Source organism: Novosphingobium sp. (genome assembly GCF_027486195.1).
Classification (GTDB): Bacteria; Pseudomonadota; Alphaproteobacteria; order Sphingomonadales; family Sphingomonadaceae; genus Novosphingobium.
Genome location: NZ_JAIXPP010000073.1, coordinates 1 through 26,598 on the forward strand (window position 1 = coordinate 1; position 26,598 = coordinate 26,598).

General features: G+C 66.9%; 21 protein-coding genes. 8 read left to right on the top strand and 13 right to left on the bottom strand.

Features of this window, described 5'->3' with window-relative positions; all coding sequences use genetic code 11:
• The 5 genes from Q0071_RS13500 to Q0071_RS13520 form a co-directional block, all read left to right on the top strand.
• Window positions 1-492, top strand: a 492-nt coding sequence (locus tag Q0071_RS13500) for an acyl-CoA dehydrogenase family protein (RefSeq protein ID WP_298170251.1), incomplete at its 5' end; no start/stop codon positions are given.
• The gene (locus tag Q0071_RS13505) at window positions 492-953 is read left to right on the top strand and encodes a nuclear transport factor 2 family protein (protein WP_298170254.1); all 462 of its coding nucleotides are present in this window, start codon (window positions 492-494) and stop codon (window positions 951-953) included. The genes Q0071_RS13500 and Q0071_RS13505, both read left to right, overlap by 1 nt.
• Before the next feature lie 26 nt (window positions 954-979).
• Window positions 980-1,783 carry an alpha/beta fold hydrolase gene (locus Q0071_RS13510; RefSeq protein ID WP_298170257.1) on the top strand — a complete coding sequence of 268 codons (804 nt, stop codon included), beginning with the start codon at window positions 980-982 and terminating at the stop codon, window positions 1,781-1,783.
• 20 nt (window positions 1,784-1,803) lie between these two features.
• Complete coding sequence (locus tag Q0071_RS13515; protein WP_298170260.1) at window positions 1,804-2,916, top strand: NADH:flavin oxidoreductase; 1,113 nt, start codon at window positions 1,804-1,806, stop codon at window positions 2,914-2,916.
• Window positions 2,917-2,995: 79 nt separating this feature from the next.
• Window positions 2,996-4,657 (top strand): NAD(P)/FAD-dependent oxidoreductase, encoded by a 1,662-nt coding sequence (locus Q0071_RS13520; RefSeq protein WP_298170263.1) that lies wholly within the window; start codon window positions 2,996-2,998, stop codon window positions 4,655-4,657.
• 9 nt (window positions 4,658-4,666) lie between these two features.
• Here Q0071_RS13520 and Q0071_RS13525 read toward each other — a convergent pair whose 3' ends face one another.
• Genes Q0071_RS13525 through Q0071_RS13550 form a run of 6 tightly spaced genes read right to left on the bottom strand, consistent with a single transcriptional unit; the run spans window position 4,667 to window position 12,159 of the window.
• Window positions 4,667-5,941 carry a TolC family protein gene (locus Q0071_RS13525; protein ID WP_298170266.1) on the bottom strand — a complete coding sequence of 425 codons (1,275 nt, stop codon included), beginning with the start codon at window positions 5,939-5,941 and terminating at the stop codon, window positions 4,667-4,669.
• Window positions 5,938-6,237: a DUF3240 family protein gene (locus tag Q0071_RS13530; RefSeq protein ID WP_298170269.1), complete on the bottom strand. Its 300-nt coding sequence runs from the start codon at window positions 6,235-6,237 to the stop codon at window positions 5,938-5,940. The genes Q0071_RS13525 and Q0071_RS13530 overlap by 4 nt, the downstream gene beginning before the upstream one ends.
• Window positions 6,230-9,307, bottom strand: a complete 3,078-nt coding sequence (locus Q0071_RS13535; protein ID WP_298170272.1) for a CusA/CzcA family heavy metal efflux RND transporter — start codon at window positions 9,305-9,307, stop codon at window positions 6,230-6,232. The genes Q0071_RS13530 and Q0071_RS13535 overlap by 8 nt, the downstream gene beginning before the upstream one ends.
• Before the next feature lie 13 nt (window positions 9,308-9,320).
• Window positions 9,321-10,433: an efflux RND transporter periplasmic adaptor subunit gene (locus Q0071_RS13540; RefSeq protein ID WP_298170275.1), complete on the bottom strand. Its 1,113-nt coding sequence runs from the start codon at window positions 10,431-10,433 to the stop codon at window positions 9,321-9,323.
• 29 nt (window positions 10,434-10,462) lie between these two features.
• Complete coding sequence (locus Q0071_RS13545; protein ID WP_298170277.1) at window positions 10,463-11,488, bottom strand: HAMP domain-containing sensor histidine kinase; 1,026 nt, start codon at window positions 11,486-11,488, stop codon at window positions 10,463-10,465.
• Window positions 11,485-12,159, bottom strand: a complete 675-nt coding sequence (locus Q0071_RS13550) for a response regulator transcription factor (RefSeq protein WP_298170280.1) — start codon at window positions 12,157-12,159, stop codon at window positions 11,485-11,487. Before Q0071_RS13550 ends, Q0071_RS13545 begins: the two co-directional genes overlap by 4 nt.
• A 219-nt stretch (window positions 12,160-12,378) precedes the next feature.
• Here Q0071_RS13550 and Q0071_RS13555 point away from each other — a divergent pair, with 219 nt between their 5' ends.
• Window positions 12,379-15,189, top strand: coding sequence for a LuxR C-terminal-related transcriptional regulator (locus Q0071_RS13555; protein WP_298170283.1), 2,811 nt, complete (start codon window positions 12,379-12,381; stop codon window positions 15,187-15,189).
• On the opposite strand, the gene Q0071_RS13560 is transcribed toward Q0071_RS13555, so the two are convergent.
• Both Q0071_RS13560 and Q0071_RS13565 read right to left on the bottom strand, forming a co-directional pair.
• On the bottom strand, window positions 15,190-16,281 hold the full coding sequence (locus tag Q0071_RS13560) for an alkene reductase (RefSeq protein ID WP_298170286.1): 1,092 nt from the start codon (window positions 16,279-16,281) through the stop codon (window positions 15,190-15,192).
• A 25-nt stretch (window positions 16,282-16,306) separates the two neighbouring features.
• Entirely contained in the window at window positions 16,307-17,068 is a 762-nt protein-coding gene (locus Q0071_RS13565) for a glucose 1-dehydrogenase (protein WP_298170289.1), read from the bottom strand.
• Between the two features lie 130 nt (window positions 17,069-17,198).
• On the opposite strand from Q0071_RS13565, the gene Q0071_RS13570 reads away from it, so the two are divergent.
• Window positions 17,199-18,116 carry an SMP-30/gluconolactonase/LRE family protein gene (locus tag Q0071_RS13570; protein WP_298170292.1) on the top strand — a complete coding sequence of 306 codons (918 nt, stop codon included), beginning with the start codon at window positions 17,199-17,201 and terminating at the stop codon, window positions 18,114-18,116.
• Here the strand turns inward: Q0071_RS13570 and Q0071_RS13575 are convergent.
• The 4 genes from Q0071_RS13575 to Q0071_RS13590 form a co-directional block, all read right to left on the bottom strand.
• A complete protein-coding gene (locus Q0071_RS13575; RefSeq protein ID WP_298170295.1) occupies window positions 18,106-19,212 on the bottom strand; it encodes an NAD(P)/FAD-dependent oxidoreductase in 1,107 nt (368 codons plus the stop codon). The genes Q0071_RS13570 and Q0071_RS13575 overlap by 11 nt on opposite strands.
• Window positions 19,213-19,300: 88 nt before the next feature.
• Entirely contained in the window at window positions 19,301-20,272 is a 972-nt protein-coding gene (locus Q0071_RS13580; protein ID WP_298170298.1) for a 3-carboxyethylcatechol 2,3-dioxygenase, read from the bottom strand.
• A complete protein-coding gene (locus tag Q0071_RS13585; RefSeq protein ID WP_298170301.1) occupies window positions 20,272-21,147 on the bottom strand; it encodes an alpha/beta fold hydrolase in 876 nt (291 codons plus the stop codon). The genes Q0071_RS13580 and Q0071_RS13585 overlap by 1 nt, the downstream gene beginning before the upstream one ends.
• 1 nt (window position 21,148) lies before the next feature.
• A complete protein-coding gene (locus Q0071_RS13590; RefSeq protein ID WP_298170304.1) occupies window positions 21,149-22,378 on the bottom strand; it encodes an LLM class flavin-dependent oxidoreductase in 1,230 nt (409 codons plus the stop codon).
• Between the two features lie 286 nt (window positions 22,379-22,664).
• On the opposite strand from Q0071_RS13590, the gene Q0071_RS13595 reads away from it, so the two are divergent.
• Entirely contained in the window at window positions 22,665-25,016 is a 2,352-nt protein-coding gene (locus Q0071_RS13595; RefSeq protein WP_298170306.1) for a TonB-dependent receptor, read from the top strand.
• A 9-nt stretch (window positions 25,017-25,025) separates the two neighbouring features.
• Here Q0071_RS13595 and Q0071_RS13600 read toward each other — a convergent pair whose 3' ends face one another.
• A complete protein-coding gene (locus Q0071_RS13600) occupies window positions 25,026-26,483 on the bottom strand; it encodes a DUF87 domain-containing protein (protein WP_366886520.1) in 1,458 nt (485 codons plus the stop codon).
• Between the last annotated feature and the right edge of the window lie 115 nt (window positions 26,484-26,598).

Consider the following 26,598-nt stretch of genomic DNA (forward strand, 5'->3'; position numbering starts at 1 on the left):
AACAAGGCGCTCGACATGATGTGCGAGCGCGCCGTCAGCCGCGTGACCAAGGGCGAGCGGCTGGCCGACAAGCAGATGGTGCAGGAGCGCATCGCCGACAGCTACACCCAGATCACCCAGTTCCGCCTCCACGTGCTCTATGCCGCGTGGCTGCTGGATCAGGACAAGGGCTATACCCACCGCGTGCGCCGCGAGATTTCGGCGATCAAGGCGGCGATGCCGGGCGTGCTGCGCGATGTGGTCTACCGCGCGCTGCACCTCCACGGCTCGCTCGGCATGTCGAACGAAACGCCGCTGATGGACATGTGGCAGTACGTGCCGGAAATGGGGATCGTCGATGGACCGACCGAAGTCCACAAGGTCTCGGTTGCCAAGGACATCCTGCGCCGCGTCGATCCGGCGCCCGGCCAGTGGCCGACCTACTTCGTTCCCCATACGCGCGAGGCTGCGCTGGCGAAGTTTGCGCCCTATCTTGAAGAGGATGCCGAGTGATGGCGACAACGCTCGAACAGCGCCTTGATCTGCTGGAATCCAGGCTCGCGCTCCAAGACCTGACCTCCGACTATTGCCTCGGTTTCGACAAGCGCGACATGGGGCGCTTTCTCGCAATCTGGTGGCCGGACGCGGTGTGGGAAATTGGCCCACCGTTCGGCGATTTCGTGGGCCATGAAGGCGTAGTCCATGCGGTGGAGGACATTCTCTGGCCGGCGTGGAGGGATTCGACCCACTACACTACCAACTTGCGGGTGACGCCGGAGAGCGCTGACGTGATGACGGGCATCTGCGACGTCTATTGCATCGGCAACAGCATCGACGGCCAGGCACAGACGGTGGCGGCGACCTATCGTGACCGCTTCGAGCGGCGTGAGGGCGTGTGGAAGATCGCGCGGCGCAAGGTGACCATGCAGCATTTCAGCCCGCTGACGGGCATAACGCTTTCCGCACCGCAATAGCGGGCGGCGAATCTGGGAGAGAAACGATGGCGCGGTTCGATTGCGGCGAAGGCCGTTCGGTCTACTATGAACACCATCGCGGCGCCGGCATGCCGGTTGTCCTCATTCACGGCTGGGCGATGTCCGGCCGGCTTTGGGCGGGCACGGTCGAGACGCTCAAGGCAGCGGGCCATGCGGTGATCGTGGTCGATCACCGGGGCTGCGGCCAGTCCGACCGCGATTTCGATGATGTTTCGATTGCGGCCATCGCGGCCGATGTCGCCGGCATTGTGCGCCACTGCACGGAGAAGCCGGTCGTGATCAACGGTTGGTCGCTGGGCGGCGCGGTGGCGGTGGAAGCCGCCGGTCTTCTGGGCGCGGCCTGCGCGGGCGTGGTGCTGACCTGCGGCGCGGCGCCCCGGTTCATCAAATCGGACGATTTCCCTTATGGCGGTGAGCCGGGCTCACTCGAAGCGACGAAGGAAGCCCTCAGTGGCGACCGCGCGGCATTTTTCCGCGGGCTGGCGGGCGGCGTCTGCGCAAAGCCGGTGAGCGAAGCCATGGTCGACTGGATGTGGGCCGCCTTCATCGACAGCGGGCCGGGCGTGATCGAATCTCTGATGGATCTGGGCCGCGTGGACCAGCGCGCGGCGCTGAAGGCGCTGCCGGTGCCGTTGCTGTCCATCGTCGGCGGCGCGGACGCGATCCTCGATCCGGGCGTGGGCAAGGCAGCTGCGGAAATGGCGCCGCACGGTACGCTCGCGCTGATCGAGGGCTGCGGTCATGCGCCCTTCATCGAGGATGCCGAGGCGTACAACAGCGCGCTCCGCGATTTCCTGGCCAAGCTCTGACCTGAGGCGAGATGACTACGATGACGTCACTTGATCCGTTTTTCACGCCGTTTGACTGCAAGTCGCTGCATCTGGCCAACCGCTTCCTGATGGCGCCGATGTCGCGCTATTTCGCGCCGGGCGGCATTCTTTCGCAGGAATCGGCAGACTACTACCGCCGCCGCATCGAAGGCGGGGTGGCCGCCGTGATCACCGAGGGCGTGGCCGTCGACCGGCCCGGCGCTGTCGCAGCCGATACGGTGCCCGCCTTCCATGGCGAGGAAGGCCTTGCGGCCTGGGCGCGCGCCACCGCCGGTGTCCACCGCGCGGGCGGGGCGATGATCCCGCAGCTCTGGCATGTCGGCGGGTGCGAGGACTTCAACTGGCCGGATTCGCCCCATCCGCCGCTCGAAAGCCCCTCGGGCCTTGTCGGTCCCGACATTCCGGGCGGACGCGTGATGACCTCCAGCGATATCGACGAAGTGATCGCCTCCTTCGCGCGCGGCGCTCTCGAAGCGCAGCGGATCGGCTGCGATGCGGTCGAGCTGCATGGCGCACATGGCTACCTCTTCGACCAGTTCTTCTGGACGGCGACCAACAAGCGTGATGACCGCTACGGCGGCGATGACATTGCGCAGCGCGGGCGCTTTGCCGCCGATTGCGTCGCGGCGGTGCGCGCGGCGGTCGGGCCGGACTTCACGATCATCTTCCGCATTTCGCAGTGGAAGACCTACCAGTACGACGCCAAGATCGCGCGGGATCCGGGCGAGCTGGAGCGTTGGGTCGCGCCGCTCTCGGACGCCGGGGTGGATATCTTCCACTGCTCCGAACGGCGCTTCTGGGAAGCTGCCTTCCCCGAAGAGGATGATCGCAACCTTGCCGGGTGGACCAAGCACATCACTGCCAAGCCGACGATCACCGTTGGCTCGGTCGGGCTCGACCGCGATCTGATGGAAGACTTTGTTGCGGGCGAGTCCGTTCCGACGCTCAAGTCCATGGATGAACTGGTGCGGCGCTTCGAGCGCGGGGACTTCGATCTCGTCGCCGTGGGCCGCGCGCTGCTGGCCGATCCGAACTGGCTGCAGAAAGTGCGCGCCGGGGCGGTGGACCAGCTGAAGCCTTATTCGAAGGCCTGCATGGAAACACTCTACTGAACACGCAGGATTGCCCTGCAACACACTGATTTTGAACCTATCGCGGCTGCATGCGATGGCCGCAAGGAGAGGATGACCGATGACCACCACCACCATTGCCCCAGAGGCTGGGGCGGCTTCCGCAACCACCGGCGCCGACCGGCCGGACTTCGACGCCATTGCCATCGGTGCGGGCTTTGCCGGTATCGCCCTCATTCACTACTTGCGCGAGGCAGGGCTTTCGATCCGCGTGTTCGATCGCGCCTCGGACGTGGGCGGGACCTGGGCGTGGAACCGCTATCCGGGCGCGGCGACCGACAGTGAGAGCTACTACTACTGCCTGACCTTCTCGAAGGAGATCCTGCAGGAGTGGAAGTGGACCCAGCGCTATCCGGGCCGCGCCGAGACGCAGGCCTACATGCGCTACGTCGTCGACAAGTGCGACATGATGCCGCACATCCAGCTGAACACCGAAATTGCCGAGGCGCGCTATCTGGCGGACAAGGGCTGGTGGCAGGTCACGACCGCGACCGGGGAATCGTTTACCTGCAAATACTTCATCAGCGGAATGGGCATGATTTCTCAGCCCGAGATTCCCGCGCTCAAGGGCCTCGACAGCTTCAAGGGGCCGATCTTCCACTCCTCGCGCTGGCCGGAAGGGCTGGACTATGCCGGTAAGCGCGTTGGCGTCATCGGCGCAGGCGCGACATCGGTGCAGATGGTGCCCGAACTCGCCAAGACAGCCGCCGACGTGACGGTGTTCCAGCGCACGCCCAACTACATCCTCCCCGCCATGCAGCGCCCGATGACGCCGGAGTGGGAGAAGGAGATCAAGGACAACTACGACGCGATCATCGCCAAGTGCCGCAACCACGTGTTCGGCATGGCTTTCGACAGCCCGGTGGGGCGCAACGTGCTCGATGCGACCCCCGAGGAGCGCCAGCGTATCTTCGAGGAGAACTGGAACGGCAGCTTCCGCTGGGTGTTCGAGACCTTCGACGATCTGCTCGCCAGCCCGGAGGCCAACAAGCTCGCCGGTGATTTCATCACGAGCAAGATGAAGGCGCGGGTCAACGATCCCGAACTCGCCGACCTGCTCTGCCCGACCTATGACGACTACCCGCTCTTCGCCAAGCGGCCGCCGCTCGATCACGGCTATCTGGAAGCGTTCAACCGCGACAACGTGCACCTCGTCGATATCAAGAAGCGCGAGCCGCTGGTCGAAGTGACCGAAACCGGGGTGCGCACGACGGCGAAGGACTACGAGTTCGACATCATCGTGCTGGCGACAGGCTTCAAGGCCTATACAGGAGCGCTCGAAGCCTTCCCGATCATCGGCGCCAGCGGCGAGACGCTGAACGAGAAGTGGGGCACTGTTTCGGGCAGCATCATGGGCGTTTGCGTGGCGGACTTCCCCAACATGTTCATGGTCACCGGCCCGCAGGCGCCCTTCGCCAACCTGCCGACCTCGATCGAGCAGAACGTGATCTGGATCACCGCCTGCATCCGCAAGATGGAGCATGAGGGCCATGCCACGTTCTGGCCCAAGGCCGAGGCCGAGGCTGCCTGGACCAAGCAGACCGCCGACATCCACGCACAGACGCTGATGGCGCAGGGCGACAAGGTCAATTCGTGGATGATGGGCGCCAACCGTGCCGACAAGGGCGCGCGCGTGCTGATCTACTTCGGCGGCGCGAACTTCTATTACGACGCGATGGACCAGTCGGCAGCGGCAGGCTTTCCGGAGCTCGAGTTCCGCTGACCGGCAGCCTCACGGCGCGGCGCTGGCGTCCCCATGGTCGTCGGCGTCGATCCACACCACGTGGGAATCGATCTCGAGCTTGAGGATCGCGCGCAGCGCCGCCATCCGCGCGGCGATTTCCTCGCGCCGGGCGTCGCTGGCCTGGCGCTGGGCGAAGAGGACGTCGGCCAGATCGATGGCGCCGAGCTTGCCGCCAGCAATGGTGCGATCGGCCACGGCATCGGCTGCCTTTGCGGTTTGCGCCAGCGCCTGCCACCCCGCCAGCCGCGTTTCGGCAAGCGCGCGGTCTGCCGCCGCCATGGCCGCGACTGAGCGCTGCACCCCGGCAAGGTCCTGCGCGGCGGCGCGGGCATTGGCGGCTGCTTCCTCTGCCTGAAAGCGCCGGTAGCCGCCGCCGAGCGGCATCGTCGCGACGACGCCGAGCCCGCGTTCCATCCCCCCGCGCTCGCTGAAGGCGCGCACGCCAAAGGAAGGGTCGGCATGGCGCTCGGCGCGGGCGCGATCGGCGGCGAAGCCCTCGCGGTCGGCCATGGCCTGTGCCGCGCCGATTTCGTGGCTGCGCTCGATGACCAGCTTGGCCAGCGTATCGAAGCCGATCGACGGCTCGGCCGGCATTGTCGGCGCGGGGGGATCGGGGGGCAGGGGAATACTCGGGAACGTGGCGGCAAGGCGCGCGCGGGCCTCGGCGGCGCGGGCGAGGGCATCGGCGCGCTGGCCGCGTGCGCGCGAAAGGGCGGCGCGGGCCTGATCGACATCGAGCGCGGCGGCATCGCGCAGCGCCGCACGCCGCTCGACAGCCGCCAGCGCGCGTTCGAGATGGTTGATGTTGGCGGCGTCGCTTGCGGCCAGGGCGCCTGCCTCGACCCAATCGAACCATTGCTGCGAAAGGGCGAGTGCGGCCTGATGGCGGGCATCGGCCATCTGGTTCTGCGCGAAGCTCACGCCTGCTGCGCCGGTCTTGCGGTCGAGCCTGGCCTTGCCGGGAAGGCGGAAGGGCCGCGACACGGTCGCATCGAACTCGGCAAAGTTGCCCTCGCGGTCGACACTTCGGTTGAGGGCCGTGGCAGAAATCGAGACTTCCTGCGTGCCCCGCGCCAGCGCACCGGCCTGCGCGCGCGCGGCATCGATGCGAGCGGCAGCGGAAAGCACGCCGGGGTAGCTGTCGAGCGCTTCGCTGACGAGGGGCGCGGGGGGCAGGTCCGCCCGCTGGTCAAGCGGGGGCGCTGTCTGTGCAAGTGCCAGGCCGGGCAGGAGTAGTGCGGCAAAGAGGGTAAGGCGGATCATGCCACGCGCCCCCGTTCAAGCACCGGGCTGGTATACCAGCGCACCGCGCCGCTGCGCCGGATGCGGCCGAGCGCTGCGAGCGCTTCGGGAAGGTCCGCTTGCGCCAGCACGAGTTCGATGGCCCGCCGGTCCAGCCGCGCGGTGACACGCTCGGCGGTGGTTGCATCGGAAAAGTCCAGCCCGAGCACGGCTTCGGCCCGCACGTGGACAGGGGCCTTGAGCGCGCCGCGCAAGGCTTCGCCGATGGTTTCGGCATCAGCGGCGGCGCAGTGGAGCGTGAGCAGTACGTCAGCCATTGGCGCGTTCCTCGGGGCTTTCGCCGAAGCGTTCGAACAGGATCGGCAGCAGCACGAGCGTGAGCAGGGTCGAGCTGACCAGCCCGCCGATCACCACGATCGCGAGCGGCTGCTGGATCTCGGAGCCGGGGCCGGTGGCGAACAGCAGCGGCACGAGGCCGAAGGCGGTGATGCTCGCCGTCATCAGCACAGGGCGCAGGCGGCGTTCGGCACCGAGCCGGACTGCTTCGGCCATCGGCGTTCCTTCCGCGCGCAGCTGACGGAAGTACGAGACGAGAACGAGCCCGTTGAGCACCGCAATGCCAAGCAGCGCGATGAAGCCGACCGATGCGGGCACCGAAAGATACTGGCCCGCCGCCCATAGCGCGACAATGCCGCCGACCATCGCGAAGGGAATGTTGACGAGGATCAGCAGCGCCGCGCGCAGCGACCGCAATGTGGCGAGGAGCACGAAGAAAATGAGGAGCAGCGCGGCGGGGACCACCAGCGAAAGCCGCGCGGCCGCGCGCTGCTGGTTCTCGAACTGCCCGCCCCACACCACGCGGTATCCGGCAGGCATCGGCACCCTGGCTTGCACGGCGGCCTTGGCGTCCTCGACGTATCCGACAAGATCGCGGCCCGAGACGAAGGCCTGCACGAGGGCATAGCGCGAGCCGTTTTCGTGATCGATCTTCACCGGGCCTGCGACCGGGCGGACATGCGCAACATCGCTCAGCCGCACGGTCTGGCCATCCGCGCCGCGCAGCAGGGTATCGGCAAAAGCGGCGGGATTGGCCTGAACGCCATCGGCTCCGCGCAGCACGATGGGGATACGGCGGTTGCCTTCCGCGACGATCCCCGCGCGCACGCCTTCCAGCTGGCCGCGCAGGGTATCCTCGATCATATCGACCGAAACCCCCGCGCGCCCGGCGGCAAGGCGGTCGATATCGATCTGGAGATAGTCGACGCGGTCGTTGGCGACGGTCATCACTTCGGTCGCGCCGCGCGTTGCCTTGAGGATGGTCTCGACCTGGCCTGCCAGCTTGCCGAGCGTCGCGCCGTCAGGGCCGAAGATCTTGACCGCAAGATCCCCGCGCGAGCCGGTGAGCATTTCGGAAACGCGCATCTCGATCGGCTGGGTGAAGCTCGCGCCGATGCCCGGCAGCAGCGCCATGGCGTGGCGCATGTCCTCGATGATAGCTTCCTTGCTCCCGCGCCATTCGCTCTGCGGCTTCAGCGTGACGAACGTGTCGGTCTCGTTGAGGCCCATCGGATCGAGCCCGAGTTCGTCCGCGCCGACGCGCGAGATCACGCGGTCGACTTCGGGCACTTTCGCCTTGAGCAGGCGCTGCGCGGCAAGGTCTCCGGCGACAGAGTGGGGCAGGCCGATGGACGGGCTCTTGACCAACTGGACGATCACGCTGCCCTCGTCCATCTGCGGCATGAAGGTCTTGCCCACCGCGCCATAGGCGACGACTGCGGCGGCAAGGCCCAAACCGGCAGCGCCATAAACGAACTTCGGGCGGGCGAAGGCGGCGGCCAGCAGCGCGCGGTAGCGCGGCGTCAGCCAGCGCATGATCCACGGTTCGCCATGCGCGCCGGACTTGAGGCCGAGCGAGGCGAGCACGGGCACGAGCGTCAGCGCCAGCAGCAGCGCGGCGACGAGCGCAAAGATGATCGTCAGCGCGACAGGAGCGAAGAGCTTGCCTTCGAGGCCTTCGAGCGAGACCAGCGGCAGGAACACGAGCGCGATGATGAGGAGGCCGGCGGAGACGGGCACGATCACGTCGCTGGTCGCGCGGAACACATGGTGCAGGCGCGGGGATTGGTCCTCGCCGCGCGCCTGGCCGAGCCGCTCGACCACGTTTTCCACGACGACGACCGCGCCGTCGACCAGCATGCCGATGGCAATGGCTAGGCCGCCAAGGCTCATGAGATTGGCGGTGAGGCCCCAGCTGCGCATGAGGATGAAGCAGATCAGCGCCGCCATCGGCAAGGTGGTCGCCACGATCGCGGCGGCCCGCCAATCGCCAAGGAACACCACGAGCAGCACCACGACGAGGATGGTCGCTTCGAGCAACGCTTCCTCCACCGTGCCGACCGCGCGGTCGATCAGGTCGGAGCGGTCGTAGAAGGTGGTGATCTTCATGCCCGGCGGCAGGCTATGCTGCAGTTCGGCGAGGCGGGCCTTGACGCCGGTGACGACCTTTCGCGCATCCGCGCCGCGCAGGGCGATGACGAGGCCTTCGACCGTCTCGCCGCGTCCATCGGCGCTGACCGCGCCGTAGCGGGTGAGGCTGCCGTTGCTGACGCTAGCCACATCGCCCAGCCGCAGCACGCGGCCGCCCGGAGCGCGGAGCACTAGCGCGCGCAGATCATCGAGCGTGCGGATGGCGCCAACAGCGCGCACGATCAGCGCGTTCTCGCCATTGGCGAGGCGGCCCGCGCCGTCGTTGCGGTTGCCGCTTTCGACCGCAGCCTTCACATCGGCCATGGTCAGCCCCGCAGCGCCCAGCGCAAGCGGATCGGGGCGCACTTCGAAGGTGCGGACGTAGCCGCCCAGCGCGTTGACATCTGCCACGCCGGGGACGGTGCGCAGGGCCGGGCGGATCGTCCAGTCGAGCACAGTGCGCCGCGCTTCGAGGCTTTGCGGGCCATCGATGGTGAACATGAAGAGTTCGGACAGCGGCGTGGAAATCGGAGCAAGACCGCCGCTGACCCCGCCGGGAAGATCGCCCATCACACCTGCCAGCCGCTCGCTCACCTGCTGGCGTGCCCAGTAGATGTCGGTGCCGTCGATGAAGTCGATGGTGATATCGGCAATCGCATACTTGGCGGTGGCGCGCAGCACGCCCTGCTTGGGCAGCCCCAGCATTTCCTGTTCGATCGGTGCGAGGATGCGGGTCTCGACCTCGTCCGGCGTCATCCCGGGCGCCTTGAGGATGATCTTCACCTGGGTCGGCGCGATATCCGGATAGGCATCGATGGGCAGGTTGGCAAAAGTCCAGCCGCCGATCCCGGCGACCACCAACGCGGCGGCCAGCACGAGGAGGCGGTAGGACAGCGCCTTGGCGAGAAGTTCGCGGAGCATTCCGGCCGCGCGATCAGTTGGCGCCGGCGAGGGTGGCGAGCTCGCTCACCCCGCTCGCGGCGACGCGTTCGCCGGGGGCGAGGCCTTTGGTGATGACCGCGCTTTCGCCCGATTGGCCGCTTACCGTGACAGGCCGCACCCTGACACCGCCGCGCACGGCGACGAACACGATCTTGCCGCCATTGATCTCGCTCAGCGCCGCAACGGGAATGCGCACGGCGCCCGCGGGGGCGGGGCCTTCGATGCCGATCGCGGTGGCGCTGCCCGCTGTTGCGCTCCCGGCAGGAACCGTGGCGGTCACCGTGGCCGACCGGGTTGCGGGATCGAGCGACTGGCCGACCGCAGTCACTGTGCCGGAAACCGTGCCGATGCGCACGATCATGCCGGGTTTGACCGCCCCCAGCAGCCGCTCCGGCAGCTGCGCGGTCACTTGCAACGGGCCGCCGCCATCGATCACGAAAGGTGCCATGGCCGGATCAACCGCCTTGCCGGTCTCCGCGCTCATTGCGCTGATCCTGCCGCTGATCGGTGCGCTCAGGGTATAGCCCGCACCGCCCGCGCGTCCGCCCGGAACCAGCCCGATCAGCCGCGCCTGCTCGCCCACGTCGATGTCGCTTTGCCGCGCGAGCGAGACGGCTTCGTCAGCGCGGGCGGGGGCGATGATGCCTTCACGCGCAAGCTGGCCGAGCCGCGCTGCCTGCGCGCGAGTCACGCTCTGCCGCGCGCGGGCACGGGCGAGTTCGGCGGTGAGGCTCACCATGTCGCGGCTGGCAACGGTGGCGAGCGACTGGCCGGCGGCCACGTCCTGTCCGGCTACGACGAAGATACGCGTTATGACGCCGGGAAACTGCGCGGCGACAGCCACGCGCGCATTGGGCTGGGGCATGATCTGCGCCGGCAGTTCCGCCACCGGCATCGTCTGCGCGGAGGCAGCAACCGCCAGCGTGAGGCCCAGCGCGTGCATCTGTTCGGCGGTCAGCGGGATCATGCCGTCCTTCGCCGCTGCGGGCGCGGTATTGGCGGCGGGGGCGGCCGTTCCCGCTGCGTGCGAGGCCATCCACCACCAGCCCCCGCCAGCCAGCAGTACGGCGGCGGCGCCGCCAAGTATCCAGGAATTCTGCTTCATGGTGCGGGCCCTAGTGCGAAAAGCTGACGTCAGTCTGACGAGGCGGCGGGCGGAAACTGCAGCCGCAGTTCGCGCGCCGTCACGCTGGTTTCGAGCGTGCCTCCATGGGCGCGCATGATCCGCTCGACAATCGCGAGGCCAAGCCCTGCGCCATCGCGGCTGGCATGATCGGCGCGGCGGTGGCGCTGCGTGAGGGTCGCCAGCTGCTGGGCGGAGAGGCCCGGGCCTTCATCACGCACCGCGAGCATTCCGCCCGCGCCGGTGCGCACCGTGACGCAGCCTCCGGCAGGGCTCGCCCGCAGCGCGTTCTCGATCAGGTTGCGCAGTGCCGCGCCAATGGCCTCGCGCCGCCCGATGACCATGACCGGCGCATCCGCTTCGAGCGCAAGCCGCATCCCCCGGTCGAGCGCGATCGGCGCGAGCTGGGCGATCACGTCTCCCGCAACATCGCCGAGATCGACCGGCGTGGGCGCGATCTGTGCGGCGTGATCGGCGTCGATCTGGGCAAGCAGCATGAGCTGGTCGATCAGCCGCCGCATCCGCGCGACATCCCCGCGCATGCGTCCGGCATCGGGATGTTCAAGCCGGTCGAGCTCGAGCGAGAGCAACGTAAGCGGCGTGCGCAGTTCGTGTGCGATATCGGCGGCAAAGGCTTCGTGCAGCGCCGCCGCGCCATCTATCCGTCCGAGCACGCGGTTGATCGCATCGGCAAAGGCGCGCGCCTCGATCGGAAAATCGGTGGTATCCACGCGCACTCCGCGGGTTTCCCCGGCGCGCGCATCGATCTGCGCTGCGGCATCGATCAGCGGGCGCACCCCGCTCTTGATCGCCCAGCGCCCGGCCAGCGCCATCGGCAGGATCAGCACCGCCATCGGCAGCAGCACGTGTTCGCTCAGTTCATGGATCGCGCGGGCGAATGCATCGTGGTCGCCGAGATTGCTGAACGAGATGCGGTACTCGATGCCGATCACGATCAGCAGCAGCAGCGCGCCGAGCCCGCCCACCCAGGCGAGGCTCGCCGTCAGCCGCCGTACGATCGAGGGCGGCCGGCTCATGCGCCGCGCGCCCGCGCCATATAGCCTACGCCCCGGATCGTATGGAGTTCCAGCGCGGCCCCGGCCTCCTCAAGCTTGCGGCGCAGGCGCGAGATCGTGGCTTCCACCGCGTTCGGCGTGACGGCTTCGTCGAACGTGTACAGACTGTTTTCAATCACCGCCCGGCGCACGACCTGCCCTGCGCGGCGCAGCAGGAGTTCGATGAGGGCGGCCTCGCGGCGCGTCAGCTCCAGCGTGGTGCCGGCAACCGTCACACGCTGGCTGGCCGGATCGAATGCCAGGTTGCCGAGGGCAAGCACGGCATCCTGCCGCCCGCCGGGCCGCCGCAGCAGTGCGCGCAGGCGGGCGGCCAGTTCGCTCATCGCAAAGGGCTTGGGGAGATAGTCGTCCGCCCCGGCATCAAGTCCGCGTATGCGATCCTCCAGCGCATCGCGGGCGGTGAGCACGAGGATCGGCGGGCGCGGCCCATGCTGCGCGCGCATCCAGTCCACGCCGTCGCCATCAGGCAGGCCCAGATCGAGCACGATCCCATCGAACAGCGTGCCGGCCAGCGCATCCTCCGCCGCCGCCAGCGTATGGACCGCGTCGCAGACATGGCCCTGCGCGCCGAGGCCATCGGCGATCAGGCCAGCCAGCCGTTCGTTGTCCTCGATGATCAGAACCCGCGCCATGGCACCCTGCTTTCATCAGCCGGGGGGCAATAGCAAGCGAGCCTGACGGGAGGCTGACGGCATCGGGGGCAGTGCCCGTCTTCGCCGCGCACCTAACTTTCGGCTGGCAACCTGCATCCGCGCTCGCGGTATTGGGTGCTGACAAGAAACCGGCGCGAGACCTATACTCGCTGCCTAGGGAGCTGCAGAGACATGCGGTCTACGGGGGAAATGACTGCAGTGGCCAGATCGCGAAATCCGGGAAGACCGGCCACGGCCGGGACCGGCACTTCGGGGCAGGGCGAAAGTTCTGCTGCGTGGAGCGGGCCGAGCGCGCTGCTTGCCACCCGGATCGCACCGCCGCGCCTGCGGCTCAGCGATATCATCGCCCGCCAGCCGCTTGTCGCCAAGTTCGAACGCGCACTCGATGTGACGCTGACGGTCGTGACGGCGCCGGCGGGCTACGGCAAATCCACCGCTCTTGGCGAATGGTACCTCAAGCTGCGGGAGCGAGGGATCGCGGCGGCCTGGCTCACGGTCGATGATCTCGACAACGATCCCAACATGTTCGCGCACCATCTCGTCGCGACGATCGATCACAACATCCCGGCGCTGCGCGGCGCCCTGCACGGCGTGATCGAGCACCGCATGGACGTGGACTTGCGCATCACCTCGACCGCGATCGTCAATGCGATCGAAGCCACCGGCCAGCCGGTCGTCCTCATCATCGACGATCTGCACGAGGTGACGAACCCGGACGTGCTGCAGGTGATCAGCCTGCTCGCCAATGCGGGGAGTGGCTGCCTCCACCTTGTCGTCAGTTCGCGCAGCAAGCCGAGCATCCGGCTGGCGAAGCTGCGCGCGCTGGGGGAAAGCGCCGAGCTTTCCGCGCGGGATTTCCAGTTCGACCGGGAGGAAGTGCGCCGCTTCCTGATGCAGACATCGAGCGAGCCCTTCGACGAGGCATTCGTCGATCAGGTCTTCGAGCGGACCGAGGGCTGGGTGGTCGGCCTCAAGCTCGCCGCGCTGTCGTTCCGCCAGGACCAGCGGCCCCGCCTGCCGCAAATGACCTCGGCCACCAGTATCGGGGTCGAGGAGTTCCTGCGCGACGAAGTGCTGGCGCGCCTGCCGGCCGACATTGCCGCGTTCGCCCGCGATGTTGCGATCATCGGCGAGTTTTCAGCCGAACTTTGCGATGCGGCGCTGGGCCGCGAAGACAGCGTGCGCATGATCGACGAGCTGGAGGCACGGCAGCTCTTCATCAGCCGCGTGGGCCAGTCCGGGTGGTTCCGCTTCCACCGCCTGTTCAGCGACGCGATGATGGCGATCGGCGCGCGCACCGCTCCGGGCCGCGAGGCAGAATTGCACCGGGCGGCGGCGGAATGGTTCGAGCACAAGGGCTTTCCCGGCCGCGCGGCGCGCCATGCCTTCGCGACCGAGAACCCGGAGATTGCGGCAGACATCCTCTCGCGCGTGTCGACGGCGCTGGTCGAATCCGGGCGCGGCGCGACACTGGTGCGCTATGGCTCGAGCTTGCCGCAGGAACTGCTGGGCGACTATCCGGCGCTCCAGCTCGATCAGGTCTATTCGCTGACCCTGTCGTGGCACTTCAGCGAAGCGCGGCGGATTCTGCAAAGCGTGCGCGCCAATCTGACGAACGGCGCGCGCACCGCGAAGTGGCGCGACGCGGGGCTCGATGTCGATGAAGTGCTGCGCAAGCAGGTCTATTGCGAGATGCAGCTGGCCATCCTGCGCGACGAGATGGTGCCTGCCGAAGCGCTGGCCCGGCAATGGCTGGAGATGGAGGGCAAATACACCGCTTTCGACGACGCGGTGACGCAGACGTCGCTGATTTATGCGCAGCGCGAACAATTCGATTGCCGGTCGCTGGCCGCATCGAGCCGTGCCCGCGCCGTTTTCGTCGATTACGGCAACCGCTGGGGATCGATCTGGCACGATTGCATCATCGGTGCGGGTTATCTCCAGATCGGCCAGCTCGAACGCGCGCGGGCCATCTTTCAAGGCGCGTTCGACACCGCAACCGAGATCGTCGGGCGCACCAATCCGACCACGGCGATGCCCGCACTGCATCTTTCCGAAGTGCTCTACGAGAGCAACGATATCGACGGCGCGCGGGCGCTTACGGAGGAGTTCCTGCCGCTCGCCGGGCAGACCGGCCTCGTCGATCAGCTGGTTGCAGGATACCAGACGCGGGTGCGCATCGCGGCGCTGGATTCGGTCGGCGCGGCGCTGCGGGTGCTGGATGAGGGCGAGGAGATCGGCGTCGCGCGGGGCTTCGATCGGCTCAGCGCGTTTCTCGTCGCGCAGCGCCTGCAGTTGCTGGCCTCGGCGGGTGAGGTCGCCGACGTGCGCCGGATCGGGGCGCTGGGCAATCTGACCGGGGATATCGAACGCTTCGCACCCGCGCGCGGCATGACCACGGCAGCCGCGGCACGGGCCTTTGCCGCCGCCATCGTTGCCCAGATCGAGAACAACCTCTCGGCGGCGGAATCGCTGCTCGGGCGGTGGCTGCGGTTCCTTTCGGACCGGGGGTGCATCCGCCTTGGCGCGCGCTTCTGCATCCTGCTTGCCCAGGTCCAGATCGTGATGGGCGAATCCAAATCGGCACACCGCACCTTGCGCACCGGCTTGCAGTTCGGCGCCAAGGCGGGCCTGCTGCGCACTTTCCTCGACAGCAACGAGGCCGTGCGCGTGCAGCTCCAGCAGATGCGGCTCACTGCTGGCGGGGGCGACAGCGAGATCGTGCCCTATCTTGGCCAGTTGCAGCACCTCCTCAGCGGCAATAGCACGCTGGCCATCCCGGCGGTCGATATCGACGAACTGGGCGGCCAGTACGATTCGCTCAACGACCGCGAATCCGAACTGCTGCTGATGATCTCGATGGGGATGATGAACAGCCAGATTGCCGAGGAGACCGGCCTCACGCTTGGCACGGTCAAATGGTATCTCCAGCAGATCTACGCCAAGCTGGGCGTCAACCGCCGCTCGGAAGCGACTTTCAAGGCGCGCCAGCTCGGCCTGATCCGCTGATCATGCCATCGCAGGATAATCGGTGTAGCCCTGCTCCGGCGGCTGGCCGGGGATGCCATAGACGGTGCTGTAATCGGGCACCGCGAGCGCCGCACCGGCGCGGAGGCGCGCGGGCAGATCGGGGTTCGCGATAAAGGGCTGGCCGAAGGACACGAGGTCGGTACCGCCCTGATCAACCAGAGCCGCCGCGGTCTCTCCGGAAAATCCGCCATTGGCGATAAGCGTGCCGCCAAAGTGCCGCCGCGCGAAGGCGCAGGGGGCGGCGAGCAGCAGCTCAGGCTGATCGTCCCCAGCCAGCGGCTCCATCATGTGCAGGTAGGCCAGATCGGCATCACCTAGCAGCGCGAGGACCTCGGCGAAGGTCTCGGCAGTGCGGCTGTCATCCATGCCGTGCGCGCGGCTGGCGGGTGACAGCTTGACCCCGACATTGGCGCCGAAAGCCTGCTGCGCTGCCGCGACCACTTCGAGCAGGAAGCGCGCCCGGTTGCGCGCGGTGCCGCCATAGGCATCGATGCGGCGGTTGCTGCCATCGCGCAGGAACTGGTCGACGAGGTAGCCGAAGGCGCCGTGGATCTCGATCCCGTCGAATCCGGCCTGCCGCGCGCGGTCAGCCGCCTTGCCGAACGCGCGGGCAAGCCCCGCGACTTCCTCGATCGCCAGTTCGCGGGGGGTCGAGAGTGGCTGCTTGCCGAGCGGAGTGTGAAGCTCGCCCACGCCCGCAATCGCGCTCGGTGCCAGCGGGGCCTGCCCGCCGGGCATGAGCGAGGCGTGGGCAACCCGGCCTGAATGCCACAACTGCGCAAAGATCCTGCCCCCAGCCGCGTGGACCACATCGGTCACCTGCCGCCAGGCCTCGATGAAGTGGTCGGCATAGAGGCCCGGCGCGCCCATGTAGGCAGCGCTGGTGTCCGAGATCATGATGCATTCGGTAACGATGAGGCCCGCGCTGGCCCGCTGCGCGTAGTATTCCGCCATGATCGCATTGGGCATTGCATCGGGTGCGCGCAGCCGGGTCATCGGGGCCATGGCAATGCGGTTCGGCAAGGCGTGGGTGCCGAGCGTGACGGGGGTGAACAGCGCAGGGTAGTACACGGTGCCTCCTTCCGTGGTCGCGGCGTCAGATCGCGCAGTAGCCGCCATCGACAGCCACGTTGGCGCCGAGCATGAAGCTGGCCTCGTCCGAGAGCATCCATGCCGCCGCGCGCGCGAGTTCGAGCGGCGCGCCGAGTCGGCCGATCGGGTGCCGTGCCAGCAGGATGTCACGCAGGCCGTCATAGGCTGCCATCTGGCTGGTCATCATCGGGGTCTCGACCACGCCGGGGGAGAGCGCGTTTACCCGGATGCCCTGCGCTCCGTAATCGAGCGCTGCCCCGCGCGTCAGGCCGAGTACGCCCGCCTTGGCGCCGCAATAGGCCACCATGTTGTATTGGCCGAGTTCGGCAAGGCTCGAGGCATTGTTGACGATCGCGCCGCCGCCGCCCACCAGCATGGCAGGGATCTCGAAGCGCATGCAGTTCCACACGCCCTTGAGATTGGCGGCGATCACCGCATCGAAAGCGTCCTCCGGATAGTCTGCTGCGGGCACAAGCGGTCCGTCGATCCCGGCATTGTTGAACGCCCCATCAAGCCGGCCGAATTGGGACATGGCAAAGTCGACCATCGCCTTGCAATCATCCGCCAGCGCCACATCCACGCGGCAGGGAACCGCAGTCCCGCCCGCCGCCGCAATCTCCTGCACCGCCGCTTCGACCGCTGCCAGCGTGCGCCCTGCCGCGATCACCCGCGCGCCCTCGGCCGCAAAGTGCTGCGCGGCGGCAAGGCCGATCCCGCTGCCCGCGCCGGTCACGATGACCACTTTCCCGTTCAGTTGCCCTGCCATCGCGCGCTCTCCCCTTGCTTGCTTTGGCACCAGCGTAGCGCACCCGGCGCGCCGGGCACCTAACTTTCAGCGGGTGAATCCATCCCGGCCGCAGCCTAGCGCCGCTCTGGACAAAGCACGGGAGAGCAACATGACCGAGTTCGAAGTGATCGCCAGCGGCCTGCTGTTTCCGGAAGGGCCGATCGTGATGGCCGATGGCAGCGTGCTGTTCGTCGAGATCGCGCGCGGAACGCTCAGCCGCGCCTGGCCGGACGGAACGGTGGAGGTCGTGGCCGAAACCGGCGGCGGCCCCAATGGCGCGGCAATCGGCCCTGATGGCAAGGCCTATATTTGCAACAACGGCGGCTTCGAATGGCACGAAGTGAACGGCGCGCTGCTCCCCGGTCTAACCCCGCCGGACTACACCGGCGGCAGCATCCAGCGCGTCGATCTCGCCAATGGCGCGGTCGAGACGCTCTATACCCATTGCGGCGAAGTGCCGCTCAAGGGCCCCAACGACATCGTCTTCGATGCGCACGGCGGGTTCTGGTTCACCGACAACGGCAAGCGCTATGCCCGCCACGAGGATGTCGGCGCGGTCTACTACGCACGCTGCGACGGCTCCTACATCAGCGAGCAGGTCTATCCGTGCAGCCACGCCAATGGCATCGGCCTTTCGCCCGATGGGGGGACGCTATACGTCTCGGAAACGATGGTCGGCCGGGTCTGGCACTACAGGGTAACGGCGCCGGGCGTGGTCGAGGTTCCCGCCGGGCTGCTCAATCCCGATGCCCTGCTTTATGGCGCGCCCGGCTTTGAACTCTACGATTCCATGGCGATCGAAGCGAACGGCAATGTCTGCGTCGCCGCGCTGGCGACTGGCGGCATCCGGGTGATTTCGCCCGAGGGCCGGTCGGTCGATCTGGTCGAAACGGGCGATCCCGCCACCACCAACATCGCCTTTGGCGGCGAGGACATGCAGACGGCATGGATCACGCTTTCGGGCGCGGGGCAGCTTGTGAAGATGCGCTGGCCACGGCCGGGCCAGCGGCTCAATTTCAACGCCTGAGGCGCGCCGCGACCTCGTCGGCGATGGCGAGGCTTGCGGTCAGGCCCGGGGATTCGATGCCGAACAGGTTGACGAGCCCCGGCACGCCGTGGACGCCCGCGTCATCGATACGGAAGTCGGCGTCCGGCATGCCGGGTCCGGCGATCTTGGGGCGGATGCCGGTGTAGTCGGCATGGAACCGCTCGGCATCGAGTGCGGGATAGTAGGTGCGGATGGCCTCCACGAACCGGGCGAACCGGCTTTCATCGAAGCTGTAGTCGGCGGTTTCGGTCCAGCTCACATCCGGCCCGAACTTGGCCTGCCCGCCCATGTCGAGCGTGAGGTGGATGCCGAGGCCACCCGGCTCGGGCACGGGATAGACAAGGTGCGCAAACGGCGCGCGGCCGCTCAGGCGGAAGTAGTGGCCCTTGGCATAGTAGGCTTGCGGCACATGCTGCGGCGCAAGGCCGTCCAGCCGTGCGGCCAGCGCCGGGGCATGGAGCCCGGCGCAATTAACGACCGTCCGCGCGGTCAGTTCCATGGGCTCTACGCCGCCAACCCATAGCGAAATGCCTTCCTCACCGCAGACCCCGCCCTCGACTGGCGCACCCAGCACGACCATCCCGCCATGGGTCGCCAGATCGCCTTCCAGCGCGAGCATCAGTGCATGGCTGTCGATGATCCCGGTGGAGGGCGAGAAGAGCGCTTGGTGCCCGGTGATCGCCGGTTCGAGCCGGGCCAGATCCGCAGCAGTCAGCCATTCCAGATCGGTCACATCATTGGCGCAGGCATTCGCCCGGATCGCTTCGAGCCGGGCGACCTGCTTGGGCGCGGCTGCCACGATGATCTTGCCCAGCCGCCGATGGGGCACCCCCCGCTCGGCACAATAGGCATAGAGCCGCGCCTTGCCCTCGCGGCAGAGCCGGGCCTTGAGCGAGCCGGGCGGATAGTAGATGCCCGCGTGGATCACTTCGGAATTGCGGCTGCTCGTCTCGCTGCCGATCAGGCCCGCCCGTTCGAGCACCAGCACTTCGCGCCCCGCTGCTGCCAGCGCCGCGCCGCAGGCAAGGCCCACCACGCCCGCACCGATCACCACGCAATCGACGCGTTCGCTCATGCAGGCACTGCCCGGTCAGGCTGGCGTGAGGCGGTGCGGCTCATATCCGGGAGGATGTAGAGCACGGCTTGCGTGTGCGGCAAAGGGATCATCCCCTGCCGGTCTCGGCTTCGGTGGTCGCGCGGATCAGGCCGAAGCCGGTGATCCAGCTCGGCAATGCACGGTAGTAGCGCTGTTCAATGTGGCTGAGGCCGCGGCCATATTCGCCGAACGCAGCAAATGCGGCGATCCAGTTGCGGATCTCGCTTCCGCCGCGCCCGCCCATCGCGATCACCTCGGCGTCGCTCTGCCGGACAATGGCGGCAAGATCGCCTGCGGTGAACCGGTCCAGCAACCATGTGTCCCACGCCGGGTTCAGCGATTGCAGCGGCCCTTCGCCGCGCCCATGTTCGCGCCCGGCCGCGATCACGTTGGCGGTGCGGACGGCCAGCGCTTCCTCCGTCCAGGTGGTGCCCTCGATCATCCGGCGCTGCACTTCGGGCGGCGCGGAGACAAAGGTGGGCAGCGGCGGATCGTGCGAGAGCCCGCCTGAACCAAGGAAAAGCACCTTCAGATCGGGCCGTTCATCGCGCAAATAGACGCCGATGGCTCGGCCCAGCGCTTTGGAGCGCCGCAGCGGCGGGCGCAGATCGCCGCCGCAATTGGTGAAAACGGGGACGACCGGCACGCTGGCGGCATTGTCGAACAGCTTGTCGAGCGCCATGACGATCCCGTGGTCGAACAGAGCATCGTAGGACGTGGCGACATCCACACCGGCGCCGTGCAGATGGCTTACCAGCGCGCGCGCCACATCCTCGCGCACCGCCAGCGGCTTGGCCGTTGTGCCGAAGTCACCCAGTGTGCGGGCGCGTAACGCCACGAGGAAGGCCGGCATCAGCTTCAGCGAGAAGCCGCTGTTGTGATCGTTGCCGAACTTGATCACGAGATCGGGCGCGAAGTCCGCCACCGCGCGGCGGGCCTTGGCGATTTCGGCAGCAACTTCTGCGTCCTCCTCGGCGCTCAGCAGATCGGGAAAGTTCATGAGCCCGCCATGGCTCATGCACAGCACTTGAGCCGGCATCAGGCAGCCCCTTCGCCGCGTCCGCCCAGCAGGAATTGCAGCGAGAGCCGGTTGTACTCCTCCGGCTTCTCGTACTGCGGCCAGTGCCCGCAGTTCTGCATGACGGCGAATTCGGAAGCTGGAATCCAGCTCGCGATCTCGCGCCCGGTCTCGACCGAGGCGGTGGGGTCCTTGCTGGTCCAGATTACCAGCGTCGGCGCCTTGATGAGGCCCATGTTGGCAGGAGTCATCAGGTTGCGCCGCCGCGGTTCCTCCACTTGCAGGCACAGGATGCGGCGCATCGCTTCCTTCATCCCCGGCTGCGCATAGATCCGGGTGCGGCAGGCAACGAGATCGTCGGTTACGACGGATGGGTCGGCCATCAGCCATTCGAGCCGGGGCCGGGTGAGCGTTTCCGGATCCTCGACCGCGGCAAGGGTCATGTCATAGACGGTCTTCATCACCGCCGGGTTCATCGTCGCGCCGCCCATGGTGTTGAGCACGAGGCGGTCGACCCGGTCCGGATGGTGGATCGCGAACCACGCCGCGATCCAGCCCCCCATCGATTCGCCGCAGATCGATGCGCTGGCGAACCCCAGCGCATCGAGCGTGGCCGCAAGGTGTGCGGCGTAGTCCGGCATTTCGTAGGCCACGTCCGGCTTGTCGGTCCAGCCGTGGCCCAGATAGTCGATCAGCACCGTATCGAAATGCGCGGCATGGGCATGGAGATTGCGCAGGAACGCCTCGGCATGGCCGCCCGTCCCGTGGAGGAAGATCAGCTTGGGCGCAGAGCGATCCCCTGCGCGGATGAAGCGGGTCCGCACCCCGCCGGCGTCGAGATAGCCTTGCTCGAACGCCGAGCGGTGCACATCGCCCCAAAGACTGGCGTAGTCCATCTCAGGCTGCGGCCTTGCGGTGGATGTTCGGCCCGATCTTGTCGGTGAAGTTGGGCAGCACCTTGCGGGTCATCAGATCGAGGTGCTTCATCATCATCTTCTGCGGCAGCAACTCGTTGGGCGTGAACAGCCAGAGGTAATCGATCGGCATCGTCTTCAGCGCCGCTTCGAGCTGGCGGTTCACCGTATCGGGGCTGCCGCAGAACAGGATGCCGCGCTTGATGAATTCGGGGATGGTCGAGGGGATGTCGCGCCAGTCCTCGCCCTGCTTCGCCAGCACCGCGTTGAAGCCGAACTGCGCGAAGAAGTAGGTCCACTCGAACATCGCGAGTTCTGCAAACTCCATCGCCTCGGCATCGGTTTCGCCCACGATCATGTAGCGCGCGAAGCCCAGCTTCTCGCCGCGCCGCGTGCTGACGCCTGCCTTCTCCCAGCCGCGCTGCGCCGCATCGATCTGCTGCGAGACGATTTCGGGATCGCACATGATCCCGATCGGGATGAGGCCGTTGGAAGCCGCCGTCTCGATCGAGCTGTGGCTGACCGAGAAGGGCTCGAACATGATCGGCCGCTTGCGGTTGTACATCGCGGGCGCGACGCCGACTTCGACGAGGTTGCCATCGGCATCGAGGCTGCCCCCGCCCATCTCGCGGCTCATACGCTGGCCGGGCCAGGCGGTTTTCGGCGCCGGGATCGTCCAGAAATCGCCCTTGTGCGAGAACGTGTCGTTGTCCCAGGCCTTGAGGATGATCTCGAGGTGCTCGTAGAACAGCTTGCGGCGGTCATCGTCGTACTGCTTGGGATCGGTGATGTTGTCGGCCAGACTGTAGCGGTGCTGCGCCATGGTGTTGATCCAGCGCGTCTGCACTCCGCGCGCAAAGCCCGCAAAGGCTCGGCCCTGCGTCATCTGATCGAGCATGGTGACTTCGGCGGCGACGCGCAGCGGATCGTGCACCGGCAGCACATAGCCCAGCGCGCCGAAATTGAGGTGCTTGGTCTGATTGGCAAGGTAGAGCCCCAGCATGGAGGGGCTGTTCGACAGCGTCATGCCCTCGACCGAGAGGTGGTGCTCGGTAAAGCCCATGCCGAAATAGCCGTACTCGTCCATGAACTGGGCGATCTCGGTCAGGTCCTTCAGCATGCGCTGATAGAGATCGGTGCGCCGCCCGGCGAGGCCTTGCATGAGTTCTTCCCGTGAACCCACGGTCGGCGGGATGAAGAATGCGACTTCCATAGTGTTCTCCCAACATGGCGTTCTGCAGCAGCGGTCTGCGCTGCCCGGATCTGGCAGTCCTGATGCGGGAAGAGACGCCGGGGCGCGGCGAAAGCCACCTTTCTTTCGGCCAGAATCAGCGCGGTGCCGGTGCTGTCGGGCGCAAGGCCGCATCGCGCTCGGGGCGGAATCGGGCCGCGCAATTCGTCCGAAGGTGCAAGCTATCCAAAAGTAAGGTGAGCCGTTTCCGCGCCTGCGCCATCAAGAATCGTCGAATCGAGAAAAACAATCGAGGGAGAGCGCTGCCGTGACCATTCCATCCGCCAAGTCGCCAAGTAGCCATTGGCCGCTGCTCGCCGGAGCCGCAGTCGCCGGATTGGCTTTCCTGCCCGCCGCGCCAGCACTCGCGCAGCAGGCCGCCGATACGGCGCAGGCAAGCACGGGCAGTGCGCAAGGCGGGATCGAGGAAATCATCGTCACGGCCCGCAAGCGGCGCGAGAAGCTTCAGGAAGTGCCGATCGCCATTTCCGCGCTGACGGGGGCGCAGCTGCAGCGCCGCGACGTGCAGAGCGTGATGGACATGTCGTCGGTGGTCCCCAACTTTCAGGCGCCGCGTAACACCGTCTCGTTCTCCGCGCCGCAGTTCTACCTGCGCGGGGCGGGCCGCGCGAACAACAACTGGAACGCGGAAAACGCCGTCGCGGTGTTCGTCGACGATATCTACCTCCAGTCGACCGCCGCCGCCTATATCGACCAGATCGACTTCGAGCGGGTTGAAGTGCTGCGCGGGCCGCAGGGCACGCTCTATGGCCGCAACGCCACGGTCGGCGCGATCAAGTTCATCCCGCGCCGTCCCGATCTGACTGCGGTGCAGGCCTCGCTCACCGGCGCGGTCGGCAGCAACAACCGCGGCGATATCAAGGGCTACGTCTCCATTCCTCTGATTGCCGACAAACTGGCGATCAAGCTCGATGCCTACCTCACGCAGAACGACGGCTTCATGAAGCTGGTCGACAACGCCAACAAGGTCCTGAGCGACGACGTTTCGCGCACCAAGCACTATGGCGCGCGCTTTTCGAGCCTGTGGCAGGCCGGGCCGGGGGTCGAGTTCGAGCTCAATGTCGACGGATACAAGCAGGACGACGGCACCAATCTCTCGACCCCGATCGTGCCCGACAATCCCATGTCGCTGGCGCAGCTGCTCTCGAAAAGCGGCACATCGAATTTCCGTCCGCTCTATGGCCCCAATCGCGGTTCGTTCGAACCGCTCACCGCGCAGGGCGGTTTCCGCAAGTGGCCGGGCTCGCACTATGATGGCTACGGGATCGTCTTCAAGAGCAGCATTGAAACCGGGCTCGGTACGTTCAAGTCGATCAGCGGCTTTCGCAAGTACACCGGCGACTATGTCACCCAGCTCAGCGGGCGCAGCTCGCGCTCGACGATCTTTGGCGTCACCATCGGCAGCACGGTGGAGACGCACGAGGACTACAAGCAGTTCAGCCAGGAATTCCAGCTGACCGGCTCGATCGCGGAGACGTTCAAGTACACCGCCGGGCTCTACTACTTCAGCAACCAGTGGCACCAGCTGCAGTATGGCTCGACCATCGGCGTGCCGGTGGAGTTCTCGCCGGTCGCTCACCCCGGTTACACCGAGCGGTTTGGTGGTTCCTATCAGGACACCAACCTCGATTCGAAGAGCTATGCGGTCTACTTCGATGCGAGCTGGGAGCTGGTGAAGAACCTCTCGCTGATCGGCGGCGCGCGGCAGACCTGGGACAAGAAGAAGATCGCGTATGATTCCCGCTTCGAGGACAACCTGACCCGCTATCCCGGCTTCCCGGTCAACCCGGCACGCGACTTTTCGCGCTTCACCCCGCGGGTGGGCCTCAACTGGCAGGCGACCCCCGATATCCTGCTCTATGGAACCTATACCGAAGGCTACAAGGCGGGCAATCTCGAGGGAGACCGTGCAACAAGCCCCGGGCCGGCTTCGAACTACCTGGAACCTGAAACGGTCAAGACCTTCGAAGCGGGGATCAAGGCCGAATGGTTTGGCCGGACGCTGCGAACAAACCTCACGGCCTTCAGCAGCAAGTTCAAGAACCACGCCGACCTCATTTCGCCGCAGACGGTCGCGCTGTCCGACCAGCGCATCAACGGCCTCGAACTCGAGATCAACTGGTCCCCGGTGCGCGCACTACAATTCTACGGCAACCTCGGCCTGCTCGATGCGAAGTATACCCGCGCGGACCCAGCCCATCCGATCTTTGCGCCCGATTTCTATGGTTTCGCCCCCGGCCTCAACGCCAAGCCGGTGGCCGCGCCGGACTACAGCTTCAGCGTGGGCGCAACGTTCGAGCAGCCCATCGGCAATCTCGGCAGCCTGGCCCTGACCGGCTCTGTCGATGGCGTCGGCAAGCAGTTCAACGGCCTCGGCGTTGCCAACCTCGATTCCGAGATCGTGCCCGCCTATGCCGTCGCCAACACCAGCGTGACCTTCAAGACCGCGCATGACCGGGTGACGCTGACCGCCGGCCTCAACAACGTGTTCGACAAGACTTACTGGGTTACCGGCTTCTTCGGATCGGTGCCCGAATATGCCGGACGCAACTATGCCAACGGCCGCAACTGGTACGTGCGGCTGGGCTACCGGTTCTGACGCGGGGGCTCAAGGTTCGGTGGGTGAAGTCGTCCAGCCCAGCGCGGGGATCGTGATCGAGCGGCGGCCCGAAAGGTCGGTGCGCGCCACGATGATGTCGCGCTCTTCCATGTAGCTCAGCACCCGCCGCGCGCGCCCGAGCGAACTGGTGCCATAGACAAGCGCCAGTTCCTGATCGCTGGGGCAAGGGCGGCCCTCGCTGGCGGCGCGCGCGATGAGGAGGAAGGCGCCCAGCATGTCATCCGGCACGCGGCGGCCAGCTTCGAGTGCTGGCGCCCATTCGTCCTCCAGCCCTTCGAAAATGCCGGCGCGGGCGGCAGCCAGACGGCGGGTGAAGCTGGCGAGATCGAGCGGGGCCTGCCGCAGGCCGTGCATCCGGCAGCGAACCTGAAAGTCCTGAAACAGCACCGCGGTCGTCTTGCCGGTCGCTTCCTCGTCCGATCCGATCGCGCGCAGGGCGGCGACCATGATCGGTTCGGGTTCGACCGGTTCGAGCGGCTCTTCGGCTACCGGCGCGATCGGCATGCGCGCCAGTTCTTCGAGCACGAGCGTGGCCGGCTGGGGGCGCGGTGTCGGGGCCGGCGGGGGGAGGGGCGCTTCGTCGAGCCCTGCCAGCAGGAATTCGCGCATGTCGGGCGCGGGCGCATCGGGCAGCGGCACCAGCACCGGGCTGCTGCTGCGCGCAGATGTCTCGACCGGGCCGATCCGCAGCATCACCGGACGCCGCGCGATGGCGGGGCCAAGGCCGAGGAAGGTGCCGCGCGCCAGATCGCGGATGGATTCGGCCTGCCGTCGCTCCATGCCGAGCAGATCAGCGGCGCGCGCCATGTCGATATCGAGGAACGTGCGGCCCATCAGGAAGTTGCTCGCCTCTGCCGCCACGTTCTTGGAAAGCTTGGCGAGGCGCTGCGTGGCGATGATCCCGGCAAGCCCGCGTTTGCGCCCGCGCGACATGAGGTTGGTCATCGCGCCCAGTGAAGCGCGGCGGACTTCCTCGCTCACTTCCGCGCCGGCGGCAGGGGCAAAGATCTGCGCTTCATCAACCACCACGAGCGCGGGAAACCAGTGCTCGCGCGGGGCATCGAAGAGGCCGGAGAGAAACGCGGCGGCGCAGCGCATCTGCCCTTCCATCTCCAGCCCTTCAAGGCTGAGGACCACGGAAGTGCGGTGCTCCCGGCAGCGCCGCGCAAAGTGCGCGATCTCGCCAATGGAATAGTCGATCGCCTCTACCGAGACATGGCCATAGGGGCCGGACAACGTGACGAAATCGCCCTCGGGATCGATGATGACCTGCTGGACCTGCCCGGCACTCTTCTCCAGCAAGCGGCGCAGCAGATGCGACTTGCCCGAGCCGGAATTGCCCTGGACGAGCAGGCGGGTCGCCAGCAGCTCCTCCAGATCGACCAGTGCCGCACCCCCGGCACCATCGAATCCCATGTCTACCTTGAGTGTCATCACGCGCCGCATGGCCCGTTTGCGCCGCGCGGGGCAATACCCGTAAGCAGGCTTAGGCGGTGATAACGGCGCGCTGCCACATTGAACAGCTCCTGCCTCGGCAGCGAAGCTCGTAGAGCAAGGCGAA

Coding starts and splice junctions, on each gene's coding strand:
- Q0071_RS13505 (WP_298170254.1), top strand. CDS start 492: ATGGCGACAACGCTCGAACAGCGCCTTGATCTGCTGGAATCCAGGCTC.
- Q0071_RS13510 (WP_298170257.1), top strand. CDS start 980: ATGGCGCGGTTCGATTGCGGCGAAGGCCGTTCGGTCTACTATGAACAC.
- Q0071_RS13515 (WP_298170260.1), top strand. CDS start 1,804: ATGACGTCACTTGATCCGTTTTTCACGCCGTTTGACTGCAAGTCGCTG.
- Q0071_RS13520 (WP_298170263.1), top strand. CDS start 2,996: ATGACCACCACCACCATTGCCCCAGAGGCTGGGGCGGCTTCCGCAACC.
- Q0071_RS13525 (WP_298170266.1), bottom strand. CDS start 5,941: ATGATCCGCCTTACCCTCTTTGCCGCACTACTCCTGCCCGGCCTGGCA.
- Q0071_RS13530 (WP_298170269.1), bottom strand. CDS start 6,237: ATGGCTGACGTACTGCTCACGCTCCACTGCGCCGCCGCTGATGCCGAA.
- Q0071_RS13535 (WP_298170272.1), bottom strand. CDS start 9,307: ATGCTCCGCGAACTTCTCGCCAAGGCGCTGTCCTACCGCCTCCTCGTG.
- Q0071_RS13540 (WP_298170275.1), bottom strand. CDS start 10,433: ATGAAGCAGAATTCCTGGATACTTGGCGGCGCCGCCGCCGTACTGCTG.
- Q0071_RS13545 (WP_298170277.1), bottom strand. CDS start 11,488: ATGAGCCGGCCGCCCTCGATCGTACGGCGGCTGACGGCGAGCCTCGCC.
- Q0071_RS13550 (WP_298170280.1), bottom strand. CDS start 12,159: ATGGCGCGGGTTCTGATCATCGAGGACAACGAACGGCTGGCTGGCCTG.
- Q0071_RS13565 (WP_298170289.1), bottom strand. CDS start 17,068: ATGGCAGGGCAACTGAACGGGAAAGTGGTCATCGTGACCGGCGCGGGC.
- Q0071_RS13570 (WP_298170292.1), top strand. CDS start 17,199: ATGACCGAGTTCGAAGTGATCGCCAGCGGCCTGCTGTTTCCGGAAGGG.
- Q0071_RS13575 (WP_298170295.1), bottom strand. CDS start 19,212: ATGAGCGAACGCGTCGATTGCGTGGTGATCGGTGCGGGCGTGGTGGGC.
- Q0071_RS13580 (WP_298170298.1), bottom strand. CDS start 20,272: ATGCCGGCTCAAGTGCTGTGCATGAGCCATGGCGGGCTCATGAACTTT.
- Q0071_RS13585 (WP_298170301.1), bottom strand. CDS start 21,147: ATGGACTACGCCAGTCTTTGGGGCGATGTGCACCGCTCGGCGTTCGAG.
- Q0071_RS13590 (WP_298170304.1), bottom strand. CDS start 22,378: ATGGAAGTCGCATTCTTCATCCCGCCGACCGTGGGTTCACGGGAAGAA.
- Q0071_RS13600 (WP_366886520.1), bottom strand. CDS start 26,483: ATGCGGCGCGTGATGACACTCAAGGTAGACATGGGATTCGATGGTGCC.